A 25,341-nucleotide genomic window follows, 5' to 3' on the forward strand; every position below is an offset into this window, starting at 1 on the left:
TCTCAGGGGCAATCGCCGTCCTGCGGGGTCGAGCGACAATGGGCGTGTACGAAGTCCGATTTGGCCTTTACGGCGTCGGGCTGCTCAACAATACGGGCACCTCCGCTCTTGACTGCGGCCTGGAATTCCGGCGAGTCCAGGATGATCGCGCTTGCGGCACTGCGCAGGCGATCGATCGCTGCATCCGGTAACGCAAGCGATGTCGGCAATTGATTGAGGTAGTTCCGCTCGACGTTGTCGGCCAGCGCGTCAAACGACACGTCGACCACATAGATATCGGTATCGGGCGCGTCCACAGCCTCGGCCAGTGCTGGGTCCTTGCTATCCTTGAATGCCTCGGAATTGCGGATCTTGCGCAATAAGGCCCATCGTGCCTTGATGTCCTGCAATAACTCGACTGATTCGCTGGAGAACCGGTCGATCGGCACGCCGACCGCCCGCACGAGTGTCCTGATCGTGCCCGGTGGACGCTCCGAGAGATTCCAGCTAGTCGACGGCGACGAGGCCGCGTTCACCACGAAGATAATCAATCTGCGAACGTTGTCGAGCGGCGCGGGCTGACCGGCTTCGTGGAGCGCCTCAAATGTGCCGATGAAGTCGAGCACGCCCCTTAAGCCCGAGATTGTCGGATACCCCGCCATCTACAAGGTGGAAATACGGGTTCTGCTGCGCGTCGACAATTTCGCGCAAGTCCGCCAGTCGATTGAGGATGCGACTCGCGGATCTCTGCGCCCTGTCGGATTGGGCAAGCGCATGGCTCCACTCGGGTTCCTCGTAACCACACGTGCCGCCGTAGTTGTTGATCGTAATCGGAGCCAGAGCGACCGGCACCGCAGAGGATGCCGCCGCCGCACGCGAAAGCTTGACTGGCCCGAGATCCGCGCACATGACATCGAAGTTTTGCTGGAGAAACACGATACGCGATCCCGTCGTCAGTTCTGTTGCGCTGACTGCGATCATCGGACCGCCCTTGTCCTCGAGTTCGGCGAATGTCGCATTGTTGAACAGGACTTCGTCATACAGCTTCGCCGCAATCTCGGAGCGGCTCCAGCGCGCGGAAGCCAGTGCGGGCCAGTTCGCAGGATTGAGGATCCGGGCAATGAGTTGCCCCTGCACATTGCGCTTGAGAAAGCGATCCTCATAGAAGTCGAACAGATGCTCGCCGTAAAGCCCGTACGCGAGCGCAGTAAAGCTGCCTCCGGAAACACCGGTGATCAGGTCCACCTCGTCGAGCAAGCGGACTTTCTTGCCCGACGTGGTCGTCACTTCGATGCGCGGCAGTGTCTCCAGTGTTCCGTATGAAAATGCGGCCGCGCGCATGCCGCCGCCAGAGAAGGCCAGAATGACCATATCCTGCCGGCCGCCCCTGTTTCCGTCCAGCCGGTCAAACGGGCTCAGCTGTTGCGGGTCGTATCGAATGATCGGTGGGTTCACGGGCCGCGTCGCACATCCGCCAAGCAGTATCAACAGTGTGACCGAAAGTACTATGGAGTCCTTCCATGAACGCACGACGATGTCCTTAAGGCCAGCGTGATATCACCTTCCCTGCGGGGCAACGCCCTTTCGCTCGGCGCTCAGGGACACGGGCGTACGCGAATCAGCGATATCTACCCAGCCGCCGCCCATTGCCTGATACACACCGATCACCTGGTTGTAGCGCGCGGCCTGCAAGCTCGCGAGGGCAAGCTCCGCTGAGAACAGGTCGTTTTCGGAAACCAGCACTTCGAGATAGCCGATGAGACCGTCTTCGAACTTGAGCCGCGAAAATCTCGCATATTCACGCAATGCATCTACGCGCTGCTGTTGAAGCTCGGCCTGCTCGATGGTCTTCTGCGAGCTGACGAGCGCATTGTCGGCATCGCCGAACGCACCCAGCACCGTCTGCCTGTAAACCAGTTCGGCCTGGCTCTTTTGTGCCTCGGCCGACTGCACCTGACCACCGATGGCGCCCGACGTGAAGATCGGTCCGGTCAGCCCCGCCGCGAGCGACCAGACCTGTGCCGGGCCGGAAAGGAAGTCGCCGAACGCGGTGCTGACCGAGCCAAGCGCCCCCGTCAGCGAGATCGTCGGATAGTAAAGTGCGCGGGCGGCGCCTACATTCGCGTTCGCCGCGACCAGATTCTGTTCGGCCTGCAAAATATCGGGACGCCGCTCGAGCAGTGTTGAAGGCAGATCCGCCGGAATCACAGGAAGCGCGAGCTCGCTCACCGACTTGCCTCGCGGAATCGGCCCAGGATTGCGCCCGAGCAGAATGGAGATGCCGTTTTCCACGATGTCAATCTGCTGCTCGATGGCCGGGATCGCGGTTTGCGCCAGCTTGTACTGGGAGCGCACCTGCGAAAGCTCCGTCTGCGAAACGAGGCCGTCCCGGTAGCGCAGCTCGAATATGCGCAGTGTTTCCCCGAAATTGCTCGCAGTGGCCCGCGCGACTTCAAGTTGCCGGTCGAGCCCGCGCAGCGTGATGTAGCTGGTCGCCACGCCTGTCACGAGCGAAAGCACGACGCCCCGCTGAGCCTGTTCGCTGGCATAGACCTGCGCCTGTGCGGCTTCGGTCAGGCGCCTTACCCGCCCGAACAAATCGATTTGCCATGAGGCGGACAGCATGCCCTGATAGAGATTGAATACGGGGTCGAGCGTGGGTGGCAGCGGTGGCATGCCGACCTGGCTGGCCCGGTTGCGGCTCACGCTGGCGCCGTAGCCGATCTGCGGAAGGCCCTGTGAGCGCGCGGAGCGTAGCACGCCGATGAACTGGTCGACGCGCGCCGCCGCGATGCGCACGTCCAGATTGCCCTGCAGCGCGGATTGAATCAGGTCGTTCAGCACCGGATCGTCGAACTGCTCCCACCATGCCGTGTTCACGACCTCTTCAGCCTGTGGCAAGTCGATTCGCCACGTTGCCGGCACCTCGACTTCGGGGCGACTGTAATCGGGTCCCACGGTAATGCAGCCGGCCAGGCAACTGGTAGCGGCGGCAAATAGTGCAGCACGCGTCAGCCTTCTCATGACGAACTCCAGGTTCTGCTTCGACCGCGCACGGTATGCGCACGCGCCGCAGTCGCTTGCGACACACACATCAGGCCGCCAGGGCCAGCAGGCCACCGAACAGCAGCGCTGCGAGCAACAGCGTCAGACACGACACGGACCATCCCCGCACGAATGCATCCGTACACTGAGCGAACCGCCCTGCCGCCGCTGCGGCCCGCTGGAGCTCGCGCAGGATCACGCCCACATCCCCTACCGGTACGGGGGGGACGTTCTTCCTCCATCGATCCCAGCCAATGGCCAGCGCCGCGCCAGCGAGGACAGGCCAAAGCGCCGACCACAACGCCGCGGGCGCGAGCGCCTCAGGCAGCGTGCCAACAGGGATATGCAGATACAACACCCACGGCCCGATCAGCGAGGCCAGCACCATGGCCAGCCATGCGACTGTGATCGGTGCTGGAGCGCTGGCATTGCGATCCGCCGCTGCGGTGGCACTCAGACAGCGCACGAAATGAAGCATCAGCAGTGTCGTCGCGACGGAAGACGCCACGGCCAACGAGCCTGCGAGATCCCCGCCCAGCAGATCCTTGGCTGCGTATTTGGCCAGTGCGCCGCCTGTCAACGGCAAGCCGCCCAGCCCGAGCGCGATAACTGCCGTAGGCGCCAGAACCCAGCGCAGCGATCCGGCGCCCGTCAGCGCGACCACGCCGACGGCCAGAAACAGCGTGCCTTTCACCAGCAGATGGTGCGCGGCATAGTAGGCGGCCGCCACGACGGTAGCGGGGTCTCCTGCGGCCAGCCCCATGCCGATCACCGCCATCAGAAATCCCATCTGGCTGACGCTCGAGTAGGCGAGCACGACCTTCGGCTGAGACTGCGTGATGCCAATCGCCACGCCGTAGAACGCCCCCAACATGCCCAGCGCCGCCAGCGGGATGCCGAAGCGCGGCCACGCGTCGTTGAGCGTGAATGGCAGAAAGCGAACCAATGCGATCACGCTGGCCTTGACCACCGCGCCGCTCATCACCGCCGCCGCAGGAACTTGCGCCGCGCGATAGGCATATGGCATCCAGAAGTGCAGCGGCACCAGCCCGGCCTTCATGCCGAGGCCAACGAGCAGCAAGAGCAGCGTGGTGTCGCGCCAGGGCGACCCCGGCAAGGCCGCTGCCGCATCACGAATCAGCAGGCTGCCGCCGGGCGCGGCCTGTGCCAGCAGGATCAGCGCGCCCAGCACGAACGCTTCGGCCAGCAGGGCAATGCCCAGATAGAGGCCACCCGCATATCGCGCATCGGGCGCCGCCCCCTGGAGCACCAACCCGCTGGCGCCGACGCTCAACACCGCCAGCATCAGATAGAAGCCGATCAGATCCGCCGCCAGGAACACGCCTACGCTGCCGGTCATCGCCATGAACCAGCAGACGATGAATCCAGCGACGCCGTCGCCTTCGACTTCCTGGTCGCGAACAAAGCGCGCGGCGTAGATGCCGGCGAAGAGCCACAACAGCGCCGCCGTGCCGAGCAACAGCGCGCCCGGCATATCGATTGCGAAACGCAGGGCGAAACGGCTGTTGCCGAGCATGAACATTTCGCTCGGGCTAGCGCCGACGGCCGCCGCCAACGCGGGCAGCGGAGCGATCGCGAACCATGAGGGCAAGCGCCTGCGAATATTCGCCGACGCACAAAGCAGCAGCATCAGCAACGGCAAGCCAACGGCTGTGGCCAGCAGACTCTGGGACAAGTTCATGGCATCCCCGCCGGCAGTATCACCGTGCGGCCAATCTGCGCCACGTCGACGGGCAGCAGCACGGCCAGGCCCAGCAGGAAGGAGCACGTGGCGAGGCCGAGCACCGCGAGCTGCTGGTAACGGGGCACCTGCTTCTTTGGCGACCAGCCGGGTGCGGCGGGCTCCATCGCGCGCACGACCACCATGAAGACGTAGACGCTCGTGAGCAGGCCGCCGAGCAGCATCACCAGCGCCCACCACCATTGCCCGGTCGCCAGCGCCGCCGACATCAACAGCCACTTGGCCAGAAAGCCTCCCGAGGGCGGCAAGCCGATCAACGTGGCGCCCGCCAGCGCGAAAGCTGTCAGCGTCATGGGCAAGGCGCGCCCCGCGCCGCGCAGGTCGGCCAGACGGTCGTGACCCAACGTGCTATAGATCAGACCGGCCGCGAGGAACATGGCCGCTTTCGCGCTCGCATGCGAGACGGCCTGCAACAAGCCGCCCGTGACGGCGCGGGCGCTCTCATGCTGCGCGGCGAGCGGAAACAGCAGGAACAGATAGCCGATCTGGGCAACCGTCGAATACGCGATCAGGAGCTTCAGGCGGACCTGGCGCAGCGCCACCACGTTGCCAAAGAGGATAGCCATGGCGCCCAGGCCCGCAAGCAGTTGCGCGACGGACCCGCTCACCATGCCACCGAAGACATCGACCCACAACCGCACCACCACGAACCACGATCCTTTGATGACCAATGCCGACAGCAGCGCGCTCGCGGCGGCGGGCGCGCCCGCGTGGGCAGGCGGCAACCACAGGTGCAGCGGGAACAGTGCGGTCTTGGCCAGCATGCCAGCGGTCATCAAGGCCACCGCCGTCCACACTAGCTGGTCGGGAGCGATCCTCCCGGCCAGCAGCGCGATGTCCAGCGTGCCATACGCGCCGTAAAGCAGGAAAACACCCAGCAGATACAGCATCGAGCCGATCAGCGCATAGAGCAGATAACGCAACGCCGCTTGTAAGGTTTCGGCGCGACCGTCCAGTGATACCAAAGGGACGCCGGCAAAGGTCAGCAGTTCGAGCGCGACGTAGAGCGTAAAGATGTCGCCGCTCACGAACACCAGATTGAGCGCTCCCCATACCCCTAGCAGCAGCAGCCAGAAGGCAAGCGGCGCGCGCGCCTCGCGCGCGCCGGGCGGCGTGCCGAAATCGCCGTTGGCGTAGATGGCCACCGCGCCAACCACCACGGCAACCACCAGCATCATGCAGACCGAAAGGCCGTCCGCGCGGAGCATGACGCCGAGCGGCGGCGCCCAGCCGCCGAGCGCATAGCGCAATGCGTCGCCCGAGACCAGCAGCCTGGCCGCGATCTCCAGCACGATGCCTATGCCGATGACGATCGTCACCCAGGCTACACGTTGCGCGTGGCGGCCACCTGGCGTCAATCCGGCCAGCATGCCGGCAAAAGGCAATAGCACCGCGAGCGCCAGCAGCAGGCCACCCGGCGTCGATTGCCCTGTGAGCGCCAGCGTCGTCACCTGGCCTCCGTATTGGTGCGCGCCTCGCCCGGCGCGGCATCGCCGTCCGCCGAAAGCGAATTCGTGCCGGTTTCCGCAAACCGGCGCAGCATGAGTCCGACCGCGAGCGCGGAAGCGGCGAACGATACGACGATCGCCGTGATCAACAGCGCCTGCGGCACCGGATCACCCGACATGCCAGCGCCCGCGCCACGATGCGCGATCACGGCACAGGCCAGAAAAACGCCATTGCCTATGAGGTTGAAAGCCAGCACCTTGCGCAAGGGCTGCGGGTTGACGATCAGGCCATACACGCCCAAACCCACCAGAGCGGCGGCAGTCAAGCCGAACAGCTGCGAGACGTTCATGGACTCGCCTCCGGCCGCTGCGGCGGCCCGACAAGCAGGAGTACCAGGGTCACGGCAAGCGAAGGGAGCAGCGCGGCTTCGATGATGATGATCCACACCTTCGCCCACCCATCGGGGTACGCCAGCAACGCCCCTGCCATGACCGCGCCGAGCAGGCCGAGCACGATGAAGACAGCCGGTCCGAGAATCAGCACGGCGCGCAACCAGCGCCGGCTGACCGGAGGCGCGTCGCGCAGACCGGACATCATGACGAGCAGCCACATTGCCGCAATCACCGTGGCGCCCTGGAATTTACCGCCCGGATGATCGGCGCCGACCCAGAAAATGTAGATGCCTATTACGACACCTATCGGCGGCAATACTCGCGCCAGGTACACCAGAATGTCGTTGGGGCTGACCGCCTGCGCCAGTCCCGGTCTGCCGCCCCAACAGCGGTCCGGCGCCAGCGACCAGACACCGACCACGCCGAACAGCAGCACGATCGCTTCGAGCAGCGTGTCGATCGCGCGGAACGACAGCAGGACCGCCGTGATCGGATTGCCGACGCCCGTTGCCTGAATGTGCCGCGCCACCTCGGGCGCGAGTGTCGGCGCGGGGTCCGGCAAGCGCAGCAGGCACAAGGCGATCACGGCGGCCACAGCCGCGGCGGCGACGCCGGCCGCAACACGCATTCCGAGGCCCGGCGTTTCGGTTTGGGCAGCCGCTTCGGTTGGACGCAGCCGCGAAGCCGCGCGGATCAGCAGCGCGCCGGTCAAGCCCGCGCCGATGGCCGCCTCGGTCAACGCCACGTCGACAGCGCGAAGCACCAGCCAGGCGAGCGTGAGCAGCAGGCCGTAAGGAATGAACCCGGCGACCGCGGCGAACGTATCGCGCACAACGACAGTCCAGAGCGCGAGCGCCAGCAACAGAATCCCGATGCCGACGGAGATGGCGGAGATCACGTGCGTTTCTCCTGCCGGCGCGCGGCGCGTGCGATGAGCTGCGACACATCGGACGACGTCAGCATCACCAGCAGCCAGACCACGATCAGCTTGAGGGCGACCACGATATGACCGGCCTGGGGCAACAGCCCCACCACCACCATGCCGAGGCCCAGATTATCGGCCTTGGTGAGCGCATGCAGCCGCGTGTACGTGTCCGGAAACCGCAACAGCCCAACCGTGCCGGCCACGAAGAAGAACAGGCCGGCCAGCATGGCAATGATCGTGAAGACGTCGGCTGCGGTTTTCATTTCCGGTCCTCATTCGCGGTATCGCCTTCTGACTGGAGATCGGCCTTCACGAAGGCGACCGAAGCGAACGCCGCGAGCACGGCAAGCGTCAACGCGACATCCACGACCGAATCCACGCCGGTTGCCGTGCCGACCAGCAGCAGCGCCGCAATCCCGCCCGTGCCGAACAGTTGCGCGGCCATCATGCGGTCGGCGCGCGTGGGCCCGCGCAGCACGCTCAGCAGCCCCACGGCCACCATTAGCAGCACCAGTGCGCAGACGGCGATGAGCACGTCAGCCATGACGTTCACCGCTGACCAGCGCGCCGGCGAGGCGCCGCTCCTCGTCCGCCAGTTGCTCGGCGACCGGCTGCGAGATGTCGAGGCAGTGGTAGACGAGCCCGTCCGCGGTCTCGTCTACCGGGAGCGAGCCCGGCAACAGGCTCGTGATGATGGCGAAACCGTTGCGCGCCGTCCCCGGCGGAAAGCCGACGTGATAGACCACCGTCCCCGGCTGCAAAGGCAGGCGCGGGTCCAATGCGCGGCGCGCGACGTCGATGCCCGCCAGCACGGACTGCGCGAGAAAATGCGGCGCGAAAACGAGTAAAGCACCCAGGCGCAACCGTCCAGCGGCGGGAGGAAGCAGACGCAGGCTCATCTGCGTCGCGATGATCGTCGCGATCAGGCCGCATGCGAGATCGGCCGGCTTCACGCTCGGCATCAGGACGAACCATATCGCCAGAAAACACAGCGCGCGGGCCAACCCGACGCGCCAGTGCGAACGCCAGTCGAGCAGGAAAGCACGCAGCGATGATGAGATCATCAAAGAGGCGCCTCCTTTAGGGAAGACCCGCCGCGCCGGTCTTCCTTGCCGAACACCACCATGTACAGGGCGGGCAGAAACACCAGCGTCAACAGCGTCGCCACCAGCAATCCGCCCATGATCGCGAAGGCCATCGCGCCCCAGAACACCGTCGGCGCAATCGGGATCAGGCCGAGCACGGTCGAGATCGAGGTCAATATCATGGGCCGTATGCGCGACGTGCCCGAGGCGACCACGGCCTCCAGCACACCCATGCCCTCGTGGCGATAGGTCTCGATCTGCACGATCAGGATCAGGCCATTTTTGGCGATCATGCCGATCAACGCCAGAATGCCCAGAATGGCGACGAAGCCAAGCGGCCGGTTGAAGACCAGCAGCGCGAGCACCACGCCTATCAGGCCCAACGGCATGACCGAAACCACCATGGCGAGGCGTCGGAAGCTCACCAGCAGCAACATCATGCTCGTGAGCATCAACACGATCATGACCGGGACCACGGCAAACACCGATGCCTGCGAGATCGCGCTTTCCTCGAATATGCCGCCGGTCTCGACCCGATAGCCCTTGGGCAGCTTCGCATTGAACTCGACGAGTTTCGGCGCCAGGGTCGCGACGACTTCGTCGGGCAGTTCGCCATGCATCACGTCGGCTCGAACCGTGAGCGTCGGTACGCGGTTTCGCCGCCATACCAGCGGCGATTCCTGTTCCTCCGTGAACGTCGCGAACTGGCTGAGCGGAACCATCCGGCCGCTCGGCGTGGGTACCTGCAAGGTGCCTAGTGACTGCACCGTCAGCGGCTGCTCCTCCTGCGCTCGCGCCACGACATTGACGAGATAAATGTCGTCGCGTATCTGCGTGATCGGCGTGCCGGTAATGACGGTGTTCATGATGGCGGCCAGCGCAGCGCTGCTCACGCCGAGTTGGCGCGCTTCATCCTGGTTGATGTGAATGCGGATCTGCCGGGCCGGCTCCATCCAGTCGAAGTTGATATGACGCGTGCGCTGGTCCGCACCCACGATACCGGCGAGATCGAGTGCGACTCTGCGCACCTGTGCCGGATCGGGTCCCGAGACGCGATACTGCAGCGGCCAACCCACCGGCGGCCCCAGTTCCAGCGGCGACACCCGAGCCACGATGCCGGGAAACTGGTCGCTCAGCACCTTCTCCAGTTTCAGATGCAGCCGGTCGCGCGCCTCCAGATTTTTCGCCACCACGATGATCTGCGCGAAAAACGGATTGGGCAACTGGACATTCAGCGTGAGAATAAAGCGCACCGCGCCACGACCTACATAGCTGCTGAAGTGATCGACATCGGGATCGCTTTTCAAAATCGCTTCGATGTGCTCGACTTGCACCTCGGTGGCGTGGATCGACGCGTTCTGGCGCAAGGTCAGATCCATCGTCAACTCGGGGCGATCCGACGCCGGGAAAAACTGCTGCGGCACGAAGCGAACCAGGAAAATCGATACCACGAACGCAGCCAGCGTAACGGCAATTGTCAACCACCTCATGCGCAGCGCGCCACGCAGGAAGCGGTCATAGGCCATGAGCATCTTGCCGGGCTTCTTCGGCTCCTTACCTTCCTTGGGCGCCTTCAGGATGGCCTCGCCCACCAGCGGCGAGAAAATCACGGCACCGAACCACGACACGAGCAGCGCGATCGCGACCACCGCGAAAATGGAAAACGTATACTCGCCGGCCGAGCTTTTCGCGAAACCAATCGGCACGAAACTCGAAATCGACACGAGCGTGCCGATCAGCATCGGCGCGGCCAGGGTCCGGTACGCGAACGTCGCTGCCTGATGCTTGCTGTCCCCGGCGGCGAGCCGGTTGATCATGGCGTCGACCGTGGTCATGGCGTCGTCGACCATCAGCGTCAACGCGATAATCAGCGCCCCCAGCGACACGCGGTGCAGGTCGATATGCACGACGTCCATGATCGCGAAGACGATCGCCAGCGTGAGCGGAATCGACAACGCCACCACCGTCCCCGGCCTGATGCCCAGACTCACGAAGCTGCACACGAGGATGATGATGATGGCCTGCCAGAGGGACGCCATGAAGTCGCTGATGGCGACATCGACGGTATCTGACTGATTGGCGACCAGGAACGGCTCGATGCCGGCAGGCAGGTTCGCGGTCGCGTCGGCCATCTCGGCCTTCAGGTTATGGCCGAGTGCGAGGATGTCGCCCGAATCGCGCATGGCGATGGCGAGGCCGATGGCCGGCTTCCCGTTGACGCGGAACATCGGCTGTGGAGGGTCGGCGAAGCCGCGTCTCACGGTGGCGATGTCGCCCAGGCGAACGATGCGTCCTCCCAGCACCAGGTTGACATTTTCGATGTCGCGTTCGGAATCGAAGGCGCCCGTGACCCTGAAGAACACCCGCTCCTGCCCGGTTTGCAGGACGCCCGTCGGTCTGATGACATTCTGCGATCGCAACGCCGCGACGATGGACGGGTAATCCAGACGCAAACCCGCGAGGCGCGTGGTCGAGAATTCAATGTAGATCTGCTCGTCCTGCGCGCCCAGCACCTCGATCTTCGAAACGTCCGGCACCAGCAGCAAACGCGAGCGGATCGCCTCAACGCGATCGCGCAGCTCCCGCATGTTGTAGCCGTCGGCGGTAAATCCGTAAATGATGCCGAAGGTGTCGCCGAAGTCATCGTTGAAGAACGGCCCGAGCGTTCCGGCCGGCAGCGTCTGGCGCATATCGCCCACGTTCTTGCGAACCTGATACCAGATGTCCTGGACTTCGGAAGGCGGCGTGGATTGCAGGAGATCGACAAAGATCGTCGTCTGACCCGCGGTCGTATAGCTGCGTATGCGATCCAGGTGACGGGTCTCCTGCAGCGTGCGTTCGAGCCGCTCGGTCACCTGTGAGAGCGTGTCGTCGACCGTAGCACCCGGCCACACGGCGGACACCACCATGGTGCGGAATGTGAAGAGCGGATCTTCAGCGCGCCCCAACCGAAAAAATGACAGGGTTCCCGCGGCGAGCGCAGCGATCATGAGGAACACGACCAGGGGGCGCTTCGAAAGCGCCCACTCGGATAGATTCGGGCCAATCACCTGGCTGCCTCGGTCCAGTGAATTTTTTGTCCCGGCCGTAATGCCTGCACGCCGGCAGTCACGACCACGTCGCCTGTGGCCAGGCCTTGCGATACCTGAACGCGGTCCTCGCCATACGCCTGAAGCTGCACCTCACGCGCCGAAACCGTGCCCGTCTTCGTATCGACCACCCAGACCGCCGGTTTGCCACCGGGCTGGATTAAGGCACTCGAGGGAATTTCGATGGCGGGCGGCCGCTGGACCTTCATGTGGCCAATGACCGTGCTGCCCAGGCGCATGGTCGCCGGTGGATCGAGCAATCGCACCCTGACCGCAAAAGTCCCGGTCACCGGATCGGCGCGGGGCGATACTTCGCGCACCTTACCAACGGCGGTCACCTCCGGATTGCTGGCAAGCGCAACGACAATGTCAGGATTTTCCGGGGCGGCGTCCTTGATTGCGGCGGGGACGTCGAATACCGCATCCACCGCGCCTTCGCGGGCGATCTGCACGATCATGCGGCCAGCCGGAACCACCTCGCCCGGCTCCGCACCGCGCGCCGTCACCACGCCCGCGACATCTGAAACCAGATCGGTATAGCTCAGGCGGTTCTGTGCGATGCTCACCAGCGACTGCGCCGAATCGACTTGCGACTGTGTGATCTTGGCCATCGCTTCGGACTGCTCAAAGGAAGCACGCGACACCGCATGTTCCGCAAGCAGATCGCGCATGCGGGTGAACATGGTGCGCGCTTCCAGGGCTTGCGCCTGAGCTGCGGCCAGTTGTGCGCGAGCGGACTCCAGGCTGCTTTGTTCGTTCATCCGGTCAAGCCGCGCCAGCACCTGGCCAGATCTGACGCGGTCTCCGACATCGACGTTGCGCGAGATCATTCGTCCGTCGATACGGAACGACTGATTGATCTCGGCCTGTGCCTGCAGCCGGCCGGTCAAGGCGATGGTGCTCCCCGCCTCCTGCTTCTCTATCCTGATGACACGTACCGGACGCACTTCTGCCACCGGCGCCTCTTCGCCCTTGCGACAGCCCGCCAACAGTGCACCTGCTGCCAATACACACAGCGTCACGGCGAAAGGCAGGGATACCGCTCGACCCGTTGCATGGTTCGCAAACACTGGCGTTTTCCTCTGGATTCCTGAACAGGCTGCCAGAATCCACCCTGATTTGATAGCGCGCCCTGTAGCAGCCCCGCTGGGCGCGCGGGTGACTCCCGCGCAAACACCTTACGAAGTGGTGGATTCGCACGGGTGTTACGGTCGCAGGAAAGCACGACGCTGGGCGGCGATATGCAAACCAGATTCGCGCCGCGCTATTGGTGCTTTATTCTCGAACCTGCCGTCGCCCCTGTATTCCGGTCGTATAGGCGTAGAGACTAGCCGATTTTTTTAAAAGCCGTATTTTGATTTGGCATCCATAAGGGAACCGGTCTTTCCCTTCACAAAATCCATTGTAATGTTGCCGACGGAACCGCGAAGAAGAGCCATCTCATGAAGCACTCATGGGTCAGCGAAGACGGCGCGGACGCCTTCCCTGCACGGCGTTTCACGAAATTGGGGCCACGCGAGCGGAACGTGAGCGCTGCAAACATCTGGCACGCATCCGTGGTATCGGGCTTACGCCCGTAGCGGGACTTTGTCTGGCGGATACGAACGTTTGCCGATGGGAATCGTAATCTATTCGCAATCCTCAAGGGCAGCGTAAGCATATTTGGAGCCCCGAGCGAGTTATTTGAGCTACAGTGCTTCTGCAGTCGACAAGATCGTTGCCGTCCCGACAAACGCGCCAGGTTCCTCTTCCTTTGCGGTCAGCGCACGGTACTGAACCCGGACTTGCCGAAGATATTGCGCCATGCCATATTTTCCGGTCGCTTACTGTGGCCCTGCGAGTGTCCCCGACAGCTTCTGGATACGCTGGAATATGGACCCGCTGCTACTCGCGTCGCTTGCTGCGCTCGCGTTCGTCGTCGGGCGTGGCTGGTCGGCGAACGCGCGAGCAGGCTGGGCAGCGATCGCACTGTTGGCCGTCATATTCGTTTCTCCCCTCTGCGCTCTGTCTTCGGCATTATTCTCGGCACGCGTGACTCATCACGTCATTCTGATCGCGGCTGTCGCGCCGCTGCTCGCCATTGCCTTTCCGATGCCGCGCCTCGTCTATCCCCCGCTCGCGCCGGTAGTCGCCGCGCATGCGTGCTTCATCTGGCTCTGGCATGCGCCGGGGCTCTACGCATGGGGACTTTCTACGGTACCTGCTTACTGGCTAATGCAGATCACGCTGCTTGGAAGCGCCTGGCTGATGTGGCGCGGCATCTTCGCGGCGTCCGTGCAGACAGGCGCCGCATTGATGGCGCTCGTCGCGACGATCGGGCACATGGGTCTACTCGGCGCGCTGATCGTATTCGCGCCCGTGCCGTTGTATGCCGTGCATTTCGATACCACGGCTGCCTGGGGACTGACTCCGCTCGCCGATCAGCAACTAGCCGGTCTATTGATGTGGGTGCTGGCGATGGTCCCCTATCTCGTCGCGGGGTTGCGGATCGCCTGGTCAGGCCTGCGCGTCAGTGAGCCTCATCTGTGACGACCGTCCTCAAATTCATCCATCTGGGCGCGATTGCCATCTGGTCGGGCGGCCTCATCGCGTTGCCCTTCCTGTTCGGGCAGCGCCGCGCGCTCACGGCCACCGCCGATCTCGACCGGCTGCACCGTGTCACGCGGCTGGTGTACGTGGAACTGACCTCGCCTGCCGCTTTCGTGGCGATCGCCAGCGGCACCGCATTGATCTTTCTGCAGGCTACGTTCGTGGAATGGTTTTCCGCGAAGATGGTGCTGGTCGGCATCATGGCGATGCTGCACGTGGTGGCCGGCCTCGTGATGCATCAACTCTATTCGCCCGACGGACATTTCAGCCGGTTCTCGGAGATCGGGCTGACTACGGCCTACGTCGTCGTCATCGTAGCGATCATCTGGGTCGTGCTGGCCAAACCGCACATCGACTCGACCCTGATCGCCCCGCATCTGTTCGAACCCGGCGGGCTTGGCCGGTGGCTGCATCAGTCCTTCGGCGACACGAGAATACCCACGCCATGATCGAAGACGAGCTTGCCCCCATGCCAGCCGGCGAAGCCCGTCATCACCGAGGCCAGTGTCGACAGCGCAAGCCCATGCGGCAGAACCTCGTTGGGGAAAAAGAGACGCACGCCCCAGTTGGCGCCCGCGATGGCAACGAGCGTCATGGCGGCGACCGCATGGGACCAGCTCGCCTCGCGCAGCCGGATGCCGCGCACGAGCAACAATTCAGCCGTGCCGACGGCGCTTGCGCCCACGCCGCTCCAGAACGCGAACCCGGCGGCCCACAGACCCGCCCGCACCCAGAACGGATCGCCCGTCCACCAGTAGATCACGTCCACCCCCAGGGTAGCGACGACGAACGCGATCGGAAAATGCACCATCATCACGTGAATCGGATGACCAACGAGTGCAACGGCGGAACCCGCATCGAGACGCAGCAGTTCCAGGAGCACTTCGCTCCTGGTTTCGGCTCCGGTATCGCCTTCCTTTGCCATGACGGAAGCTCCTCGCGTCGATTGAATGACGCCGCAAACCATCATAGCTTCCTGAGCGCATCGGTCCAAGCAGGATTGCTCCTGGCGGCAGTCGGCATGTCCGGCTGCGCCGGTCCACTTTCGGCACTGGACCCGTCAGGCCGCTCGGCGAAGTCCATCGCCGGGTTGTGGTGGGTCATGCTCGCCGGGGCGGCGGTGCTGTTCGCGATGGTGCTCATCCTGTTCTTCATGGTGACCTGGCGTCCGGGCTGGGGTTCGCGGGTGTCGCCCATGCGCTGGATCGTGCTCGGCGGCCTTGTTCTGCCTGCCGTCATCCTGATCCCGCTGGTCTGTTATGCACTGCTCGCGGGTGAACGGCTGCTGCCGCTGCCAGCGCAGGCACCGGTGCGCATCGAGGCGATTGCGCAGCAATGGCGCTGGACCTTCCGCTACCCGGACGAGGGCGGACTGGAAACCGGGAACGTGCTGCATATGCCGGCGGGCGTGCCGGTCGACATCATCGTCACCAGCAAGGACGTCGTGCACGCTTTCTGGATTCCGCGCCTTGCGGGCAAGATCGATGCCGTGCCGGGTCACGAAACCCGGCTTCGAATCCAGGCCGATCAGCCGGGCCAATACGCTGGACAATGCAACCAGTTTTGCGGCATCGGCCATGCCGAGATGCATTTCGCCGTGGTCGTCGACCGTCCTGAAGACTTTTCCGCTGCCGTCAAAAGCGCCGCCACCGCCGGGGAGGTGAAGAAATGAGTGTGCCCGTCGAGCCGCCTTCAGAGGGCATGAGCGCGCTACGGCTGCATCGCCAGCTCACCGCGATCTGGGCTACCGGGCCGGGTGTGCAGAAACTTGCCGCCGTGAATCACACGGTCCTCGGTATGCGCATGATGATCACCTCGTTCGTGTTCTTCGCGATCGCGGGCGTCCTCGGCATGCTCACGCGCGTCCAGCTCGCCACGCCGCATGCGGCCTTCATGGACGTGGAGACCTACAACCAGGTCTTTACGATGCATGGGTCCATGATGCTGTTCCTGTTCGCCATTCCAATGGTGGAGAGCTTCGCGGTCTACCTCACGCCAAAGATTCTCGGCACGCGCGACTTCGCGTTTCCGCGGCTGACCGCGTACGGCTACTGGTGCTATCTGCTGGGAGGCACCATCCTGGCGGTCTCGCTGATTCTGCGTAGCGCGCCGGACGGCGGCTGGTTTATGTACACGCCGCTCAGCTCGAACGTCTACACACCCGGCATCAACGCGGACGTCTGGCTGCTCGGGATCACGTTTGTCGAAATCTCGGCGCTTTCGCTCGCAATGGAAATCGTCGTCTCGATCCTCAAGATGCGGGCGCCGGGCATGTCGCTCGACCGCATGCCGATCTTCGCGTGGTATATCCTCGTGACCGCGATGATGATGATCGTGGCCTTTCCCCCGCTCATTCTCGGCTCGATCCTGCTCGAGGTGGAACGCGCGTTCAATCTGCCGTTCTTTGATCCGACCCGCGGCGGCGACCCGTTGCTCTGGCAACATCTGTTCTGGCTGTTCGGCCACCCGGACGTGTACATCATCTTCCTGCCCATGGCAGGCGTGCTGTCGACCATCATCCCGGTTTTTGCGGGACGTCCACTCGTCGGCTACCGGGTTATCGTCGTCGCGATCATCGCACTCGCGTTCCTGAGCTTCGGCATCTGGGTTCACCACATGTTCACGGTGGGAATACCGCATCTCGCGCTGGCGTTTTTCTCGGCCGGCTCCGCGATCGTCGCGGTGCCGACTGCGATCCAGTTCTTCGCCTGGCTCGCCACACTGTCGCACGGCCGGCCGCGCTGGGACGTGCCGATGCTGTACATCTTCGGCTTCTTCTTCGTGTTCACGGCAGGCGGGCTCACCGGTGTGATGCTCGCGATCGTGCCATTCGACTGGCAAGCGCACGATACGTACTTCGTCGTCGCGCACATGCATTACGTGGTGGCGGGCGCGCTCGCGTTTCCGATGCTCGCCGCGTTCTACTACTGGCTGCCTTTGCTAACCGGACGCACGGCAGTGTACAGGCTGTCCGTACCGGCCTTCTGGCTGGTCTTCATCGGCTTCAACATGACATTCTTCATGATGCACCTGACCGGCCTGCTCGGCATGCCGCGGCGCATCTATACGTATAGCGGCGATGAAGGCTGGAACTGGCTCAATCTGCTGTCGTCGGTGGGCAGCTTCGTGATGACGATCGGCTTCGCGCTGGTCGTGATCGACATCGTCGTGCAGGTGCGCTTCGGCCGGCGCGTGCGCCGCAACCCATGGGAGTCGACCACGCTCGAATGGGCCATGCCGATTCCGCCCGCACCGTACGCATTTGCGTCGATCCCGCGTATCGATGCCGAAACGGAAGGTGTCGCCCCCGGCCTGCTGGCGACCTCGCTCGCGCGCGGCGAAGGCTATCTCGGCTTCACACGCAATGGCTGGCAGGAAACGCTCGGCGTACACATGACTTCAGGCGAGCCCGAGCAGTTGATCGTGTTGCCGCGCGCGACCTATCTGCCGCTCGTCACCGCGCTCGTGACCTGCGCAGCCGTGCTCGCGATGCTGTTCAAGTTCTACCTGGTGTCGCTCGCGTTCGCGTTCGTGACCTTCGGACTGTTCATTTATGCAGGACAGAGCGCAGGGCTCGCACGCGACTATGGCGCGCTGCCGGTTGGCCATGGCGTGAGCGTTCCGCCGCACACCGAAGTTTCGAGCGCGCCAGCCTGGCTCGCGCTGACCTGCACGCTGGTCGCGAACGGCACGCTCTTTACATCGCTCGTGTTCGGCACATTCTATCTGTGGATTGCCGCGCCAAACTGGCCGGCTGCGGTGACGCCGCAACCCAGCCGCCTGCTCGCGTTCGTCACGGTTGCCGCACTGGCCATCGGGGCGGCGGCGGCGCGGGGCTCGCTGCGCGCCGCCGCCAGCGAACGCAAGCCATACAGCACGATCGGCCTCACTGTGCTGGCGCTCGCCGTCGCGCTGGCCGCTGCCGTCGCGCTGATCAACGGTGTCACGCCGAACCCTCGCGAACATGCGCTCGGCGCGACGGCTGCGGCACTGCTCGCGTATGTCGCGGTACATGCGGGTATCGGCCTGCTGTTCCTCATCAGCAATCTGCTGCGCCTCGGCGCCGGCTTCATTTCCGCACGACGGCTGACGGACCTGCGCCTCACGCGCCTCTGGGTCGACTACACGCTGGCGACGGCCATCATCGCGTTGGGCCTCGTGCTCGCGCTGCCCGGCCTCGTGGGCATGCTCGGAGCCAGACCATGAATGCGCGTCCGTTTCCGCCCCGGCGCTTGTGGTGGCTAGCCGCGGGCTTCACTGTCTGGTGCCTTGCGCTTGCCGTTCTTTACGCGCTGCATGCGATCGGCTGCGCCTTCGGCTGGGCCGCCGGCCCACTGCGCGCGAGTCTCGCAATCGTACTACTCCTGCATCTGGTCGCGATCGGCTGGCTATGGCGCTATCGTGCCGCCGCGCGCCGTGATCCTGGTCCCGAGCGCATCAGCACGTTCATGCACGCGGTCGTTATCTGGACCCTGATTTCCGCGTTGGCTGCGACCGTCATTACCTTTGGCCCCGCACTTCTGCTCACCACGTGCATCTGAGCGGCAGGCGAGCGACGCGCGGCCTCTTTCATGCGAGGGACGGCGCCCCGGACAGCGAGACGCCCGTTTATTTCGCTGCAGAGATAGAGAGGCATTTCATGCTGTCACGTGACCTCATACGCAGGGCCATCTGGTCCGCCATCTATCTGCTCTTCATACTCGCCCCGCTCTTCGCGTTGCTCGCAGGCACACTGCCGCCCGCTCGAAACTTCGGCACCGAGTTTGCGGTTGCGCTCGGTTACTCGGGGCTTGCAATAATGGGCCTGCAATTTGGTCTGACCGCGCGCTTTCGTCATGTGACCGAGCCGTGGGGCGAGGACGTCATCTATCACTTTCATCGACGGGTTTCGCTGCTGGCGGTCGGCCTCGTCATCGTTCATCCGCTTATTCTGGTCGCCATTCGCTCGGAATCAGTCGCGATGCCAGAATCCCTCAGTGAGGTCCCGTGGGGCGCCTGGTTCGCTATCCTCTCGATTGGCTCGCTCATCGTTCTCGTGATCACGGCTCTATGGCGCAAACAACTGAAAATCCGCTATGAGATATGGCACCTGTCGCATATCGTGCTCGCGCTGACGGCAATCGGCGCGGGCATGCTTCACATGATCGGCTGGGGCTTCTATCTGACCGATCCGTTCAAGCGGACGCTTTGGATCTGCCTTGCGATCTTCTGGATCTTCCTGCTGCTCTACGTGCGACTCGTCAAGCCGCTTTTTATGCTGCGACGCCCCTACCGGATCGCGGAGGTGCGCACGGAACGCGGCGCCACAACGACGCTCGTGATGCTGCCCGACGGCCATGCAGGCTGGCGCTTCCAGCCGGGTCAGTTCGGCTGGCTAACCGTGTGGAGCGGACCATTCAGGGTCACGGGACACCCCTTTTCTTTTTCGTCGAGCGCGGAGGCGCCGGACGGCCGCGTCGAAATGACGATTCGGAATCTCGGCGACTTCACGAGTACCGTGAACAAGATACCCGTCGGCAAGCGTGTGTATCTCGATGGGCCGTATGGCGCTTTCACGATCGGCAATCCAACCGATATGCATGTGCTGATTGCGGGCGGTATCGGCATCACGCCGATGATGAGCATGATCCGTACGCTCGCAGATCGCGGCGACAAGCGTCCGCTCGTGCTGATATACGGCGCGAAGACCTGGGACTCGCTCACGTTCCGTGAGGAACTGGACACTCTGAAGACTCGCCTCGATCTGCGGATTGCCTACGTGCTGGCAAATCCGCCCGATGGCTGGGATGGAGACACCGGTCGCATTGACGCGGAATTGTTCCGACGTCATCTTCCCCCCGAGTATGCCGATCATGAATATTTCATTTGTGGGCCCGATCCGATGATGGATGCAATCGAGTCCGCGCTCGGCGAAATGAAAGTGCCGCTTTCCCGATACCATTCCGAACGCTACAGCTTCGTCTAGGAGATTTGCGATGCGTCGATTGTTTGCCAATCGCCTGGTGATTGCGACGGGCATCATTGTGGTTGTGCTGTCGCTGCTGTTTGCGTATCTGCGGGTGACCTCTGTGCACTAGCATGACCGAACGCGTCACTGACGCGCACGCAGCCATTTTTCCCGCTCGCCCAGGCGCCGCTTCCAGTCGGACGCAAGGCCGGGAATGGCAATCAGTTCGACCAACGCATCAGTGGACGGACGATGCGACAACTGCACCTTCCAGAACTCGTCGATGGAGAAGCGTTCCGTTTGCCGGTCGACAAGCGTGATGGCGTCGCCTGGCGCAATCATGCCCGGGCGTACAACGCGGTAGTACCAGCCGGTGATTCTCAATGCGTGTGTAATTCTCCGCCGCGTAGGTTCGCGTTTACGACACTGTGCTGGCGCCGATCAATCCAGTAAAGTGATGATAAATGATGTACTCCATCATTATTTGTGATTCTTGGAATTCGCCATGGAGATGCGTCAGCTGAAAATTTTCTGTGCGGTGGCGGAGCACGGCAGCTTCACAGCGGCGGCCGAGAAAGTGCACACCGTGCAATCCAACGTCACGATGCGGGTCAAGGAACTCGAGGCCGAGCTCGGTCAGCCACTGTTTATCCGGCAGAAGAGCGGCGTAGTGCTCACATCGGCCGGGCAAACGTTTCTGGGCTACGCCCAGCGCATCCTCCAGCTCACTGATGAGAGCCGCAACGCGCTACTCGACACCGCAACGCCGGCAGGCACGTTAAGGCTCGGCTCAATGGAGACGACCGCGGCAATACGCCTGCCCCAGGTACTGGCCAAATACCGCGAGCAGTATCCTCAGGTCCACTTGTCACTGCTCACCGGCACGACCGCCGAATTGATCAAGGCCGTCGAGAGTCATCGCCTCGACGGCGCATTCGTCGGCGGTCTTCACCAGAACCCGGTGCTCGCGCAAGACGAGGTCTTCCAGGAGGAGCTCGTCCTCGTGAGCAGCTGCGAGTTCGCCTCGCTCGACGAACTCATCCATGTCATGCCACAGCAGACGGTGCTGGTTTTCCGCACGGGCTGCTTCTATCGCTCCACACTCGAACACTGGTTCTATCAGGTCGGACTCGTCCCCAACCAGGTGCTCGAATTGGGCACGCTCGACGGCATCCTCGCATGCGTGGCCGCGGGGATGGGCGTGACGCTGTTGCCAAAGGCCGTTGCGCAAAACTACGCATCGCGCCAGGCTATCGCCCTTCACGCGCTCCCTCTTGAGTTCGCCAATGTCAAGACAGTATTCATACGGCGCAACGACACGCTGGCGACACCGGCATTGAGCGCGTTTGTCGCTCTCGCGCGCGACCAACTCGCGCTCTCGAGTGACGACACGAAAGCGAAGCGCGCGACTACGCCGAATCGCAAGAGCACGCGGCGTTCGACGGCGGCGGCCTGAGCGCCCCCGAACACCGCATCGGGGTCAGTATGCGGCGCGGCACTCAGCCGGCTCCCTCTGTCCCAACGCACGGCTTGCGACGTATGCCAGGCCATCGGGCATCGCGCGGGCATTCGCCGCAACCATCGACGCCGGCAGGCCCGCCACCAACTCTGCCACGCGCTCTGCCGCCGGCACCACGCTGCCGATCTTGCTGACGCCCTGCCCCGCGTAGAGCGAGAGCTTCTGCGCCATGCGCGGCTTGTCGATCGCGCGTGCGCCACCGCCAACAAAGCGCAGCAGGTTCCACTTGTCGCGATTGGGAATCACACAATGGGGCGTGCCGTACGGCCAGCCGAACGAATATCCGGTGCGATACTCGATGTCGTCCACGCTGGCTTCGACGATCTTTTGCTTGTAGAGCGGGTGCGCATTCGACTCGTCGGTCGCAACAAACGCGGTGCCCACGAGCACACCCGACGCCCCGAGCAACATCGCGGCGCGCACGTCATCGCGCGTCGTGATCCCCCCAGCCGCCAGCACGGGACGCCCCTGCGCGACCTCGCAGATCGCAGGCAACAGCGACATGACGCCGATGGTGCCCCGGTTGAGGTGACCTCCGCATTCGCTGCCCTGCGCGACGATGATGTCCGCGCCGTGTCTGATCGCGTGCCGGGCGAGCGCAACCGAGCCCACCTGCACCATGACGATCATGCCTGCATCCTTGGCGCGCGGGATCATGTCCGCCGCATAGTCTTCGGCGTAGAACAGCGACAGCATCCGCGGGCGCTCCTGCAACACGATCTGGAACTGGGCCTCGAACACGGTCGGGCCGCCGAACTTCGGCACGAGATTCACGCCGAAGGGCTTGTCCGTCAGCTCCCGCGTTTCCCGTATCCACTTGCGCAGTGCGAGCGGCGGCAAACGCAGGCCGCCAAGCGTCCCCATGCCACCGGCATTCGCCACCGCGGCAACCAGCTTCGGGCCGGAAATCGCCGCCATTCCGCCGAGAAAGACGGGATACCGGACGCCGCACAGCTGCGTGACCGCGTTCCCGCCAAAGGCCGATTCGAATTCGCTCATCGCTCAAAGCTCCACATGTTTGCCAAGCATCCGCTTGAGGGCATCATTGCCCAGAGCGAAATGATTCTTCAGTGCTCCGAACAGATGCAACGCGAGGCCAAGGAGAAAAACCGTCGCCCCGATATCGAAGAGAATATCCACGACCCGTTGCACTGGCACGCTGGGTTCAATGAGCGTCGGGATCGCCAATCCCCCCGGCAGCTCGACGGCGACACCGGCCGCCGCCCGGGAAAGCCATACGGCAACCGGCAGAAGCACCATCGCGAGCGCGAGACCCACCGCAACGGAGCGGCTCACGATCACTTCGACGGGGTTCGGCGAGCCCACGGGCAGCGGATGATACGAAGAAAGCCGTGCCCAGAGCCGGTAGATCGAAACGACGAACAGCACGGCGCCCAGCAGATTCTGCGTACGGACGAGGCTCATTCGTTGCGCGTCGTCCGCGGTGAAGATGAGCGCTATGCCGCATCCGATGATCGACAACAGCAGCGCTGCCACGATCCAGTGCAGCGCGATCGTGATGGGCGAGAAACCCAGACCGTTGTCACGCATTTGCATGATTGTCTCCTTGCTATCGTTGTCTAGTGGCTGACCGCTCCGGACGCGCCGAAACCGGTCTGCGCGCGAATGGCCTGCTCGCCGAAGTCGTCCCGCTCGCGCTGCGCCTGCTGGCTGCGGTCGGTGACGGACCCCAACCAGGCGAACAGAAAGGCAAGGGTCATCGAAACGATGGCCGGATAATCGTAGGGGAAGATCGCCTTCGCATGGCCCAGCACCGTGACCCAGATGGCGGGCGACAGAATGACGAGCGTGACGGCGCTCACGAGGCCCGCGATGCCGCCGGTGAGCGCGCCGCGCGTCGTCAGTCCCTTCCAGTACATCGAAAGCGCGAGGATCGGAAAATTCACCGAGGCGGCGACACCGAAAGTCAGTGCAACGAGGAAGGCGATGTTTTGATCCTTGAACACGATGCCCAGCAGCACCGCCACCACGCCAATGCAGACTGACGCGATTCTGGATACCCGCCGCTCGCTGGCGGGATCGGCCCGGTTCTTTTTGAGCACCATCACATAGAGGTCGTGCGAGATGGCTGAGGTACCCGCCATCGTGAGACCGGAAACGACGGCAAGGATGGTTGCGAACGCAACGGCAGACAGGAAACCCAGCAGCAAATTGCCACCGAGCGCCTGGGCGAGATGCATGACCGGCATGTTGCTGCCGCCGATCAGCTTGCCACCGGTCAGGCCATCGACATAGAACGAAGGGTTGCGGCCGACAATGGCGATCGCCGCCATGCCGAGCACCATGATGACCAGATAGAAGAATCCGATGAAGCCCGTGGCAACGAACACCGACTTGCGTGCTTCTTTCGCATCCGGCACGGTGAAAAAGCGCATGAGGATGTGCGGCAACCCCGCTGTGCCGAACACCAGTCCGATCGCGAGCGAAATCAGCGCGATGGGATCGGACACCAGCTTGCTCGGCAGCAGAATGTGCACGCCGTTCTTGTGCGCGGCGACAGCCTGCTCGAACAGCGCGTTCAGCGAAAAACCAAACCTGTAAAGCGCGAGAACGGCCAGCAGCGTGCCGCCGAACAGCATCAGCGCAGCCTTGATGATCTGCACCCACGTGGTGGCCACCATGCCGCCGAAGGTCACATAGACTACCATCAGCAGGCCGACCACGATAATCGCGTCGTTGTAGGGAAGACCGAACAGCAACTGGATCAATTGCCCCGCACCGACCATCTGGACAACCAGGTAAAAGCAGACGACGGTCAATGAGCCGAAGGCGGTCATCGTACGAATCCGGCTCTGGTCGAGCCGGTACGATGCGATATCGGCGATCGTGACACGGCCCAGATTCCGGATGCGCTCCGCGAACAGGAACAGCAGCAGCGGCCAGGCGACGAAAAAGCTGATCGCGTAGATCACGCCGTCGTAGCCGTGGAAAAAGATCATGCTGGTCACGCCCAGCAACGCCGCCGCCGACATATAGTCCCCGGCCAGCGCCATGCCGTTCTGGAATCCGGTGATGCCTCCCCCAGCGGTGTAGAAGTCGTCCATCGAACGGGTCCGTGACGCCGCCCAGTACGTGATGCCCAGCGTCGCCACGGCGAAGACAAGGAACATCGCGATCGCCGTGAGATTGAGGGGACGCTGTTCAACGCCGTGCAGGACCTCCGACGCTGCCGCGTGGGTCGCGACGCCCAGCAGGAGCGTGAAGACCAGAGCAAGACCGGCGCGGCTCATGGTTTCGCTCCCGCCAGGATCTGGGCAGTGAGCGCGTCGAATTCGCCATTGGCGCGGCGAACGTACAAGCCCGTGAGGCACCAGCTGCCGACGATCAGCGCAACGCCAATCGGCCAGCCGATATTGACGATACTGTCGGCGGAAAGCCGGATCGCGAGCAAAGTGGGGGCGAATCCGACAAGCGCGATAAACGCGCAATAAGGAATCAGCGTGATGGCCGTCAGCCACGCAATGTATCTGCGCCGGCGTTTGACCAGCGCGGCGAACAGGGGATTGCTACGAATCCCATGCAGGGTCGTGGGGTTCATC

The 25,341-nt window shown here is 63.5% G+C and carries 24 protein-coding genes and 1 pseudogene; 7 read left to right on the plus strand and 18 right to left on the minus strand.

Annotation, left to right across the window (positions count from 1 at the left end):
• Nucleotides 1–2: 2 nt before the first annotated feature.
• The 12 genes and pseudogenes from M3I54_RS04795 to M3I54_RS04850 form a co-directional block, all read right to left on the minus strand.
• On the minus strand, nt 3–605 hold the full coding sequence (locus M3I54_RS04795) for a hypothetical protein (protein ID WP_254333470.1): 603 nt from the start codon (nt 603–605) through the stop codon (nt 3–5).
• Entirely contained in the window at nt 580–1,434 is an 855-nt protein-coding gene (locus M3I54_RS04800; protein ID WP_254333473.1) for a patatin-like phospholipase family protein, read from the minus strand. Before M3I54_RS04800 ends, M3I54_RS04795 begins: the two co-directional genes overlap by 26 nt.
• A 102-nt stretch (nt 1,435–1,536) precedes the next feature.
• Nucleotides 1,537–3,003 (minus strand): efflux transporter outer membrane subunit, encoded by a 1,467-nt coding sequence (locus tag M3I54_RS04805; protein ID WP_254333475.1) that lies wholly within the window; start codon nt 3,001–3,003, stop codon nt 1,537–1,539.
• A gap of 70 nt (nt 3,004–3,073) precedes the next feature.
• On the minus strand, nt 3,074–4,720 hold the full coding sequence (locus M3I54_RS04810) for a proton-conducting transporter membrane subunit (RefSeq protein ID WP_254333477.1): 1,647 nt from the start codon (nt 4,718–4,720) through the stop codon (nt 3,074–3,076).
• Nucleotides 4,721–4,722: 2 nt separating this feature from the next.
• Nucleotides 4,723–6,237, minus strand: a complete 1,515-nt coding sequence (locus tag M3I54_RS04815) for a proton-conducting transporter membrane subunit (RefSeq protein WP_254333479.1) — start codon at nt 6,235–6,237, stop codon at nt 4,723–4,725.
• The gene (locus M3I54_RS04820) at nt 6,234–6,584 is read right to left on the minus strand and encodes a sodium:proton antiporter (protein ID WP_254333481.1); all 351 of its coding nucleotides are present in this window, start codon (nt 6,582–6,584) and stop codon (nt 6,234–6,236) included. Before M3I54_RS04820 ends, M3I54_RS04815 begins: the two co-directional genes overlap by 4 nt.
• Nucleotides 6,581–7,525, minus strand: a complete 945-nt coding sequence (locus M3I54_RS04825; protein ID WP_254333484.1) for a hydrogenase subunit MbhD domain-containing protein — start codon at nt 7,523–7,525, stop codon at nt 6,581–6,583. Before M3I54_RS04825 ends, M3I54_RS04820 begins: the two co-directional genes overlap by 4 nt.
• Nucleotides 7,522–7,815: a monovalent cation/H(+) antiporter subunit G gene (gene mnhG, locus M3I54_RS04830; protein WP_028202235.1), complete on the minus strand. Its 294-nt coding sequence runs from the start codon at nt 7,813–7,815 to the stop codon at nt 7,522–7,524. The genes M3I54_RS04825 and mnhG overlap by 4 nt, the downstream gene beginning before the upstream one ends.
• Nucleotides 7,816–7,871: 56 nt before the next feature.
• Nucleotides 7,872–8,096, minus strand: a pseudogene (locus M3I54_RS04835) (monovalent cation/H+ antiporter complex subunit F); the annotation flags it as partial.
• Nucleotides 8,089–8,616: a Na+/H+ antiporter subunit E gene (locus M3I54_RS04840; protein ID WP_254333488.1), complete on the minus strand. Its 528-nt coding sequence runs from the start codon at nt 8,614–8,616 to the stop codon at nt 8,089–8,091. The pseudogene M3I54_RS04835 and the gene M3I54_RS04840, both read right to left, overlap by 8 nt.
• Nucleotides 8,616–11,687 carry an efflux RND transporter permease subunit gene (locus M3I54_RS04845; protein ID WP_254333490.1) on the minus strand — a complete coding sequence of 1,024 codons (3,072 nt, stop codon included), beginning with the start codon at nt 11,685–11,687 and terminating at the stop codon, nt 8,616–8,618. Before M3I54_RS04845 ends, M3I54_RS04840 begins: the two co-directional genes overlap by 1 nt.
• Nucleotides 11,684–12,796, minus strand: coding sequence for an efflux RND transporter periplasmic adaptor subunit (locus M3I54_RS04850; RefSeq protein ID WP_254333492.1), 1,113 nt, complete (start codon nt 12,794–12,796; stop codon nt 11,684–11,686). The genes M3I54_RS04845 and M3I54_RS04850 overlap by 4 nt, the downstream gene beginning before the upstream one ends.
• Before the next feature lie 802 nt (nt 12,797–13,598).
• On the opposite strand from M3I54_RS04850, the gene M3I54_RS04855 reads away from it, so the two are divergent.
• Both M3I54_RS04855 and M3I54_RS04860 read left to right on the plus strand, forming a co-directional pair.
• Nucleotides 13,599–14,255 carry a cytochrome c oxidase assembly protein gene (locus M3I54_RS04855; protein ID WP_254333494.1) on the plus strand — a complete coding sequence of 219 codons (657 nt, stop codon included), beginning with the start codon at nt 13,599–13,601 and terminating at the stop codon, nt 14,253–14,255.
• Nucleotides 14,252–14,764 (plus strand): CopD family protein, encoded by a 513-nt coding sequence (locus M3I54_RS04860; protein ID WP_254333496.1) that lies wholly within the window; start codon nt 14,252–14,254, stop codon nt 14,762–14,764. The genes M3I54_RS04855 and M3I54_RS04860 overlap by 4 nt, the downstream gene beginning before the upstream one ends.
• Here the strand turns inward: M3I54_RS04860 and M3I54_RS04865 are convergent.
• Nucleotides 14,728–15,240, minus strand: coding sequence for a DUF2231 domain-containing protein (locus M3I54_RS04865; protein WP_254333497.1), 513 nt, complete (start codon nt 15,238–15,240; stop codon nt 14,728–14,730). The two genes, M3I54_RS04860 and M3I54_RS04865, sit on opposite strands and share 37 nt — an antisense overlap.
• A gap of 96 nt (nt 15,241–15,336) precedes the next feature.
• Here M3I54_RS04865 and coxB point away from each other — a divergent pair, with 96 nt between their 5' ends.
• From coxB to M3I54_RS04885, 4 genes are all read left to right on the plus strand, one after another.
• Nucleotides 15,337–15,987, plus strand: coding sequence for a cytochrome c oxidase subunit II (gene coxB / locus M3I54_RS04870; protein WP_254333498.1), 651 nt, complete (start codon nt 15,337–15,339; stop codon nt 15,985–15,987).
• Nucleotides 15,984–18,521: a cytochrome c oxidase subunit I gene (gene ctaD / locus M3I54_RS04875; RefSeq protein WP_254333499.1), complete on the plus strand. Its 2,538-nt coding sequence runs from the start codon at nt 15,984–15,986 to the stop codon at nt 18,519–18,521. Before coxB ends, ctaD begins: the two co-directional genes overlap by 4 nt.
• Nucleotides 18,518–18,856, plus strand: a complete 339-nt coding sequence (locus M3I54_RS04880; RefSeq protein WP_254333500.1) for a hypothetical protein — start codon at nt 18,518–18,520, stop codon at nt 18,854–18,856. The genes ctaD and M3I54_RS04880 overlap by 4 nt, the downstream gene beginning before the upstream one ends.
• Before the next feature lie 98 nt (nt 18,857–18,954).
• On the plus strand, nt 18,955–20,280 hold the full coding sequence (locus tag M3I54_RS04885) for a ferric reductase-like transmembrane domain-containing protein (RefSeq protein WP_254333501.1): 1,326 nt from the start codon (nt 18,955–18,957) through the stop codon (nt 20,278–20,280).
• A 126-nt stretch (nt 20,281–20,406) separates the two neighbouring features.
• On the opposite strand, the gene M3I54_RS04890 is transcribed toward M3I54_RS04885, so the two are convergent.
• Complete coding sequence (locus tag M3I54_RS04890; protein WP_254333503.1) at nt 20,407–20,646, minus strand: hypothetical protein; 240 nt, start codon at nt 20,644–20,646, stop codon at nt 20,407–20,409.
• A 121-nt stretch (nt 20,647–20,767) separates the two neighbouring features.
• Between M3I54_RS04890 and M3I54_RS04895 the strand changes: the two genes are divergently transcribed.
• Complete coding sequence (locus M3I54_RS04895; RefSeq protein ID WP_254333505.1) at nt 20,768–21,718, plus strand: LysR family transcriptional regulator; 951 nt, start codon at nt 20,768–20,770, stop codon at nt 21,716–21,718.
• Between the two features lie 24 nt (nt 21,719–21,742).
• Here M3I54_RS04895 and M3I54_RS04900 read toward each other — a convergent pair whose 3' ends face one another.
• The 4 genes from M3I54_RS04900 to M3I54_RS04915 are packed head-to-tail and all read right to left on the minus strand — an operon-like array spanning nt 21,743 to nt 25,340.
• Entirely contained in the window at nt 21,743–22,780 is a 1,038-nt protein-coding gene (locus M3I54_RS04900; protein ID WP_254333507.1) for a nitronate monooxygenase family protein, read from the minus strand.
• Nucleotides 22,781–22,783: 3 nt separating this feature from the next.
• Complete coding sequence (locus M3I54_RS04905; RefSeq protein WP_254333509.1) at nt 22,784–23,338, minus strand: cytochrome b; 555 nt, start codon at nt 23,336–23,338, stop codon at nt 22,784–22,786.
• A gap of 23 nt (nt 23,339–23,361) precedes the next feature.
• Nucleotides 23,362–25,032 carry a cation/acetate symporter ActP gene (actP, locus tag M3I54_RS04910; RefSeq protein ID WP_254333511.1) on the minus strand — a complete coding sequence of 557 codons (1,671 nt, stop codon included), beginning with the start codon at nt 25,030–25,032 and terminating at the stop codon, nt 23,362–23,364.
• Nucleotides 25,029–25,340 carry a DUF485 domain-containing protein gene (locus M3I54_RS04915; RefSeq protein ID WP_254333514.1) on the minus strand — a complete coding sequence of 104 codons (312 nt, stop codon included), beginning with the start codon at nt 25,338–25,340 and terminating at the stop codon, nt 25,029–25,031. The genes actP and M3I54_RS04915 overlap by 4 nt, the downstream gene beginning before the upstream one ends.
• Between the last annotated feature and the right edge of the window lies 1 nt (nt 25,341).

Origin of the sequence: Paraburkholderia sp. CNPSo 3274, from assembly GCF_024206475.1 — a bacterium.
Taxonomy (GTDB): Bacteria; Pseudomonadota; Gammaproteobacteria; order Burkholderiales; family Burkholderiaceae; genus Paraburkholderia.

Excerpts from the sequence above, each read along its gene's own strand:
- coxB (WP_254333498.1), top strand. The coding sequence starts at position 15,337 with ATGTCCGGCTGCGCCGGTCCACTTTCGGCACTGGACCCGTCAGGCCGC.
- ctaD (WP_254333499.1), top strand. The coding sequence starts at position 15,984 with ATGAGTGTGCCCGTCGAGCCGCCTTCAGAGGGCATGAGCGCGCTACGG.
- M3I54_RS04900 (WP_254333507.1), bottom strand. The coding sequence starts at position 22,780 with ATGAGCGAATTCGAATCGGCCTTTGGCGGGAACGCGGTCACGCAGCTG.
- M3I54_RS04895 (WP_254333505.1), top strand. The coding sequence starts at position 20,768 with ATGGAGATGCGTCAGCTGAAAATTTTCTGTGCGGTGGCGGAGCACGGC.
- M3I54_RS04840 (WP_254333488.1), bottom strand. The coding sequence starts at position 8,616 with ATGATCTCATCATCGCTGCGTGCTTTCCTGCTCGACTGGCGTTCGCAC.
- M3I54_RS04880 (WP_254333500.1), top strand. The coding sequence starts at position 18,518 with ATGAATGCGCGTCCGTTTCCGCCCCGGCGCTTGTGGTGGCTAGCCGCG.
- M3I54_RS04865 (WP_254333497.1), bottom strand. The coding sequence starts at position 15,240 with ATGGCAAAGGAAGGCGATACCGGAGCCGAAACCAGGAGCGAAGTGCTC.
- M3I54_RS04905 (WP_254333509.1), bottom strand. The coding sequence starts at position 23,338 with ATGCAAATGCGTGACAACGGTCTGGGTTTCTCGCCCATCACGATCGCG.
- M3I54_RS04855 (WP_254333494.1), top strand. The coding sequence starts at position 13,599 with ATGGACCCGCTGCTACTCGCGTCGCTTGCTGCGCTCGCGTTCGTCGTC.
- M3I54_RS04820 (WP_254333481.1), bottom strand. The coding sequence starts at position 6,584 with ATGAACGTCTCGCAGCTGTTCGGCTTGACTGCCGCCGCTCTGGTGGGT.
- mnhG (WP_028202235.1), bottom strand. The coding sequence starts at position 7,815 with ATGAAAACCGCAGCCGACGTCTTCACGATCATTGCCATGCTGGCCGGC.
- M3I54_RS04885 (WP_254333501.1), top strand. The coding sequence starts at position 18,955 with ATGCTGTCACGTGACCTCATACGCAGGGCCATCTGGTCCGCCATCTAT.
- actP (WP_254333511.1), bottom strand. The coding sequence starts at position 25,032 with ATGAGCCGCGCCGGTCTTGCTCTGGTCTTCACGCTCCTGCTGGGCGTC.
- M3I54_RS04915 (WP_254333514.1), bottom strand. The coding sequence starts at position 25,340 with ATGAACCCCACGACCCTGCATGGGATTCGTAGCAATCCCCTGTTCGCC.
- M3I54_RS04805 (WP_254333475.1), bottom strand. The coding sequence starts at position 3,003 with ATGAGAAGGCTGACGCGTGCTGCACTATTTGCCGCCGCTACCAGTTGC.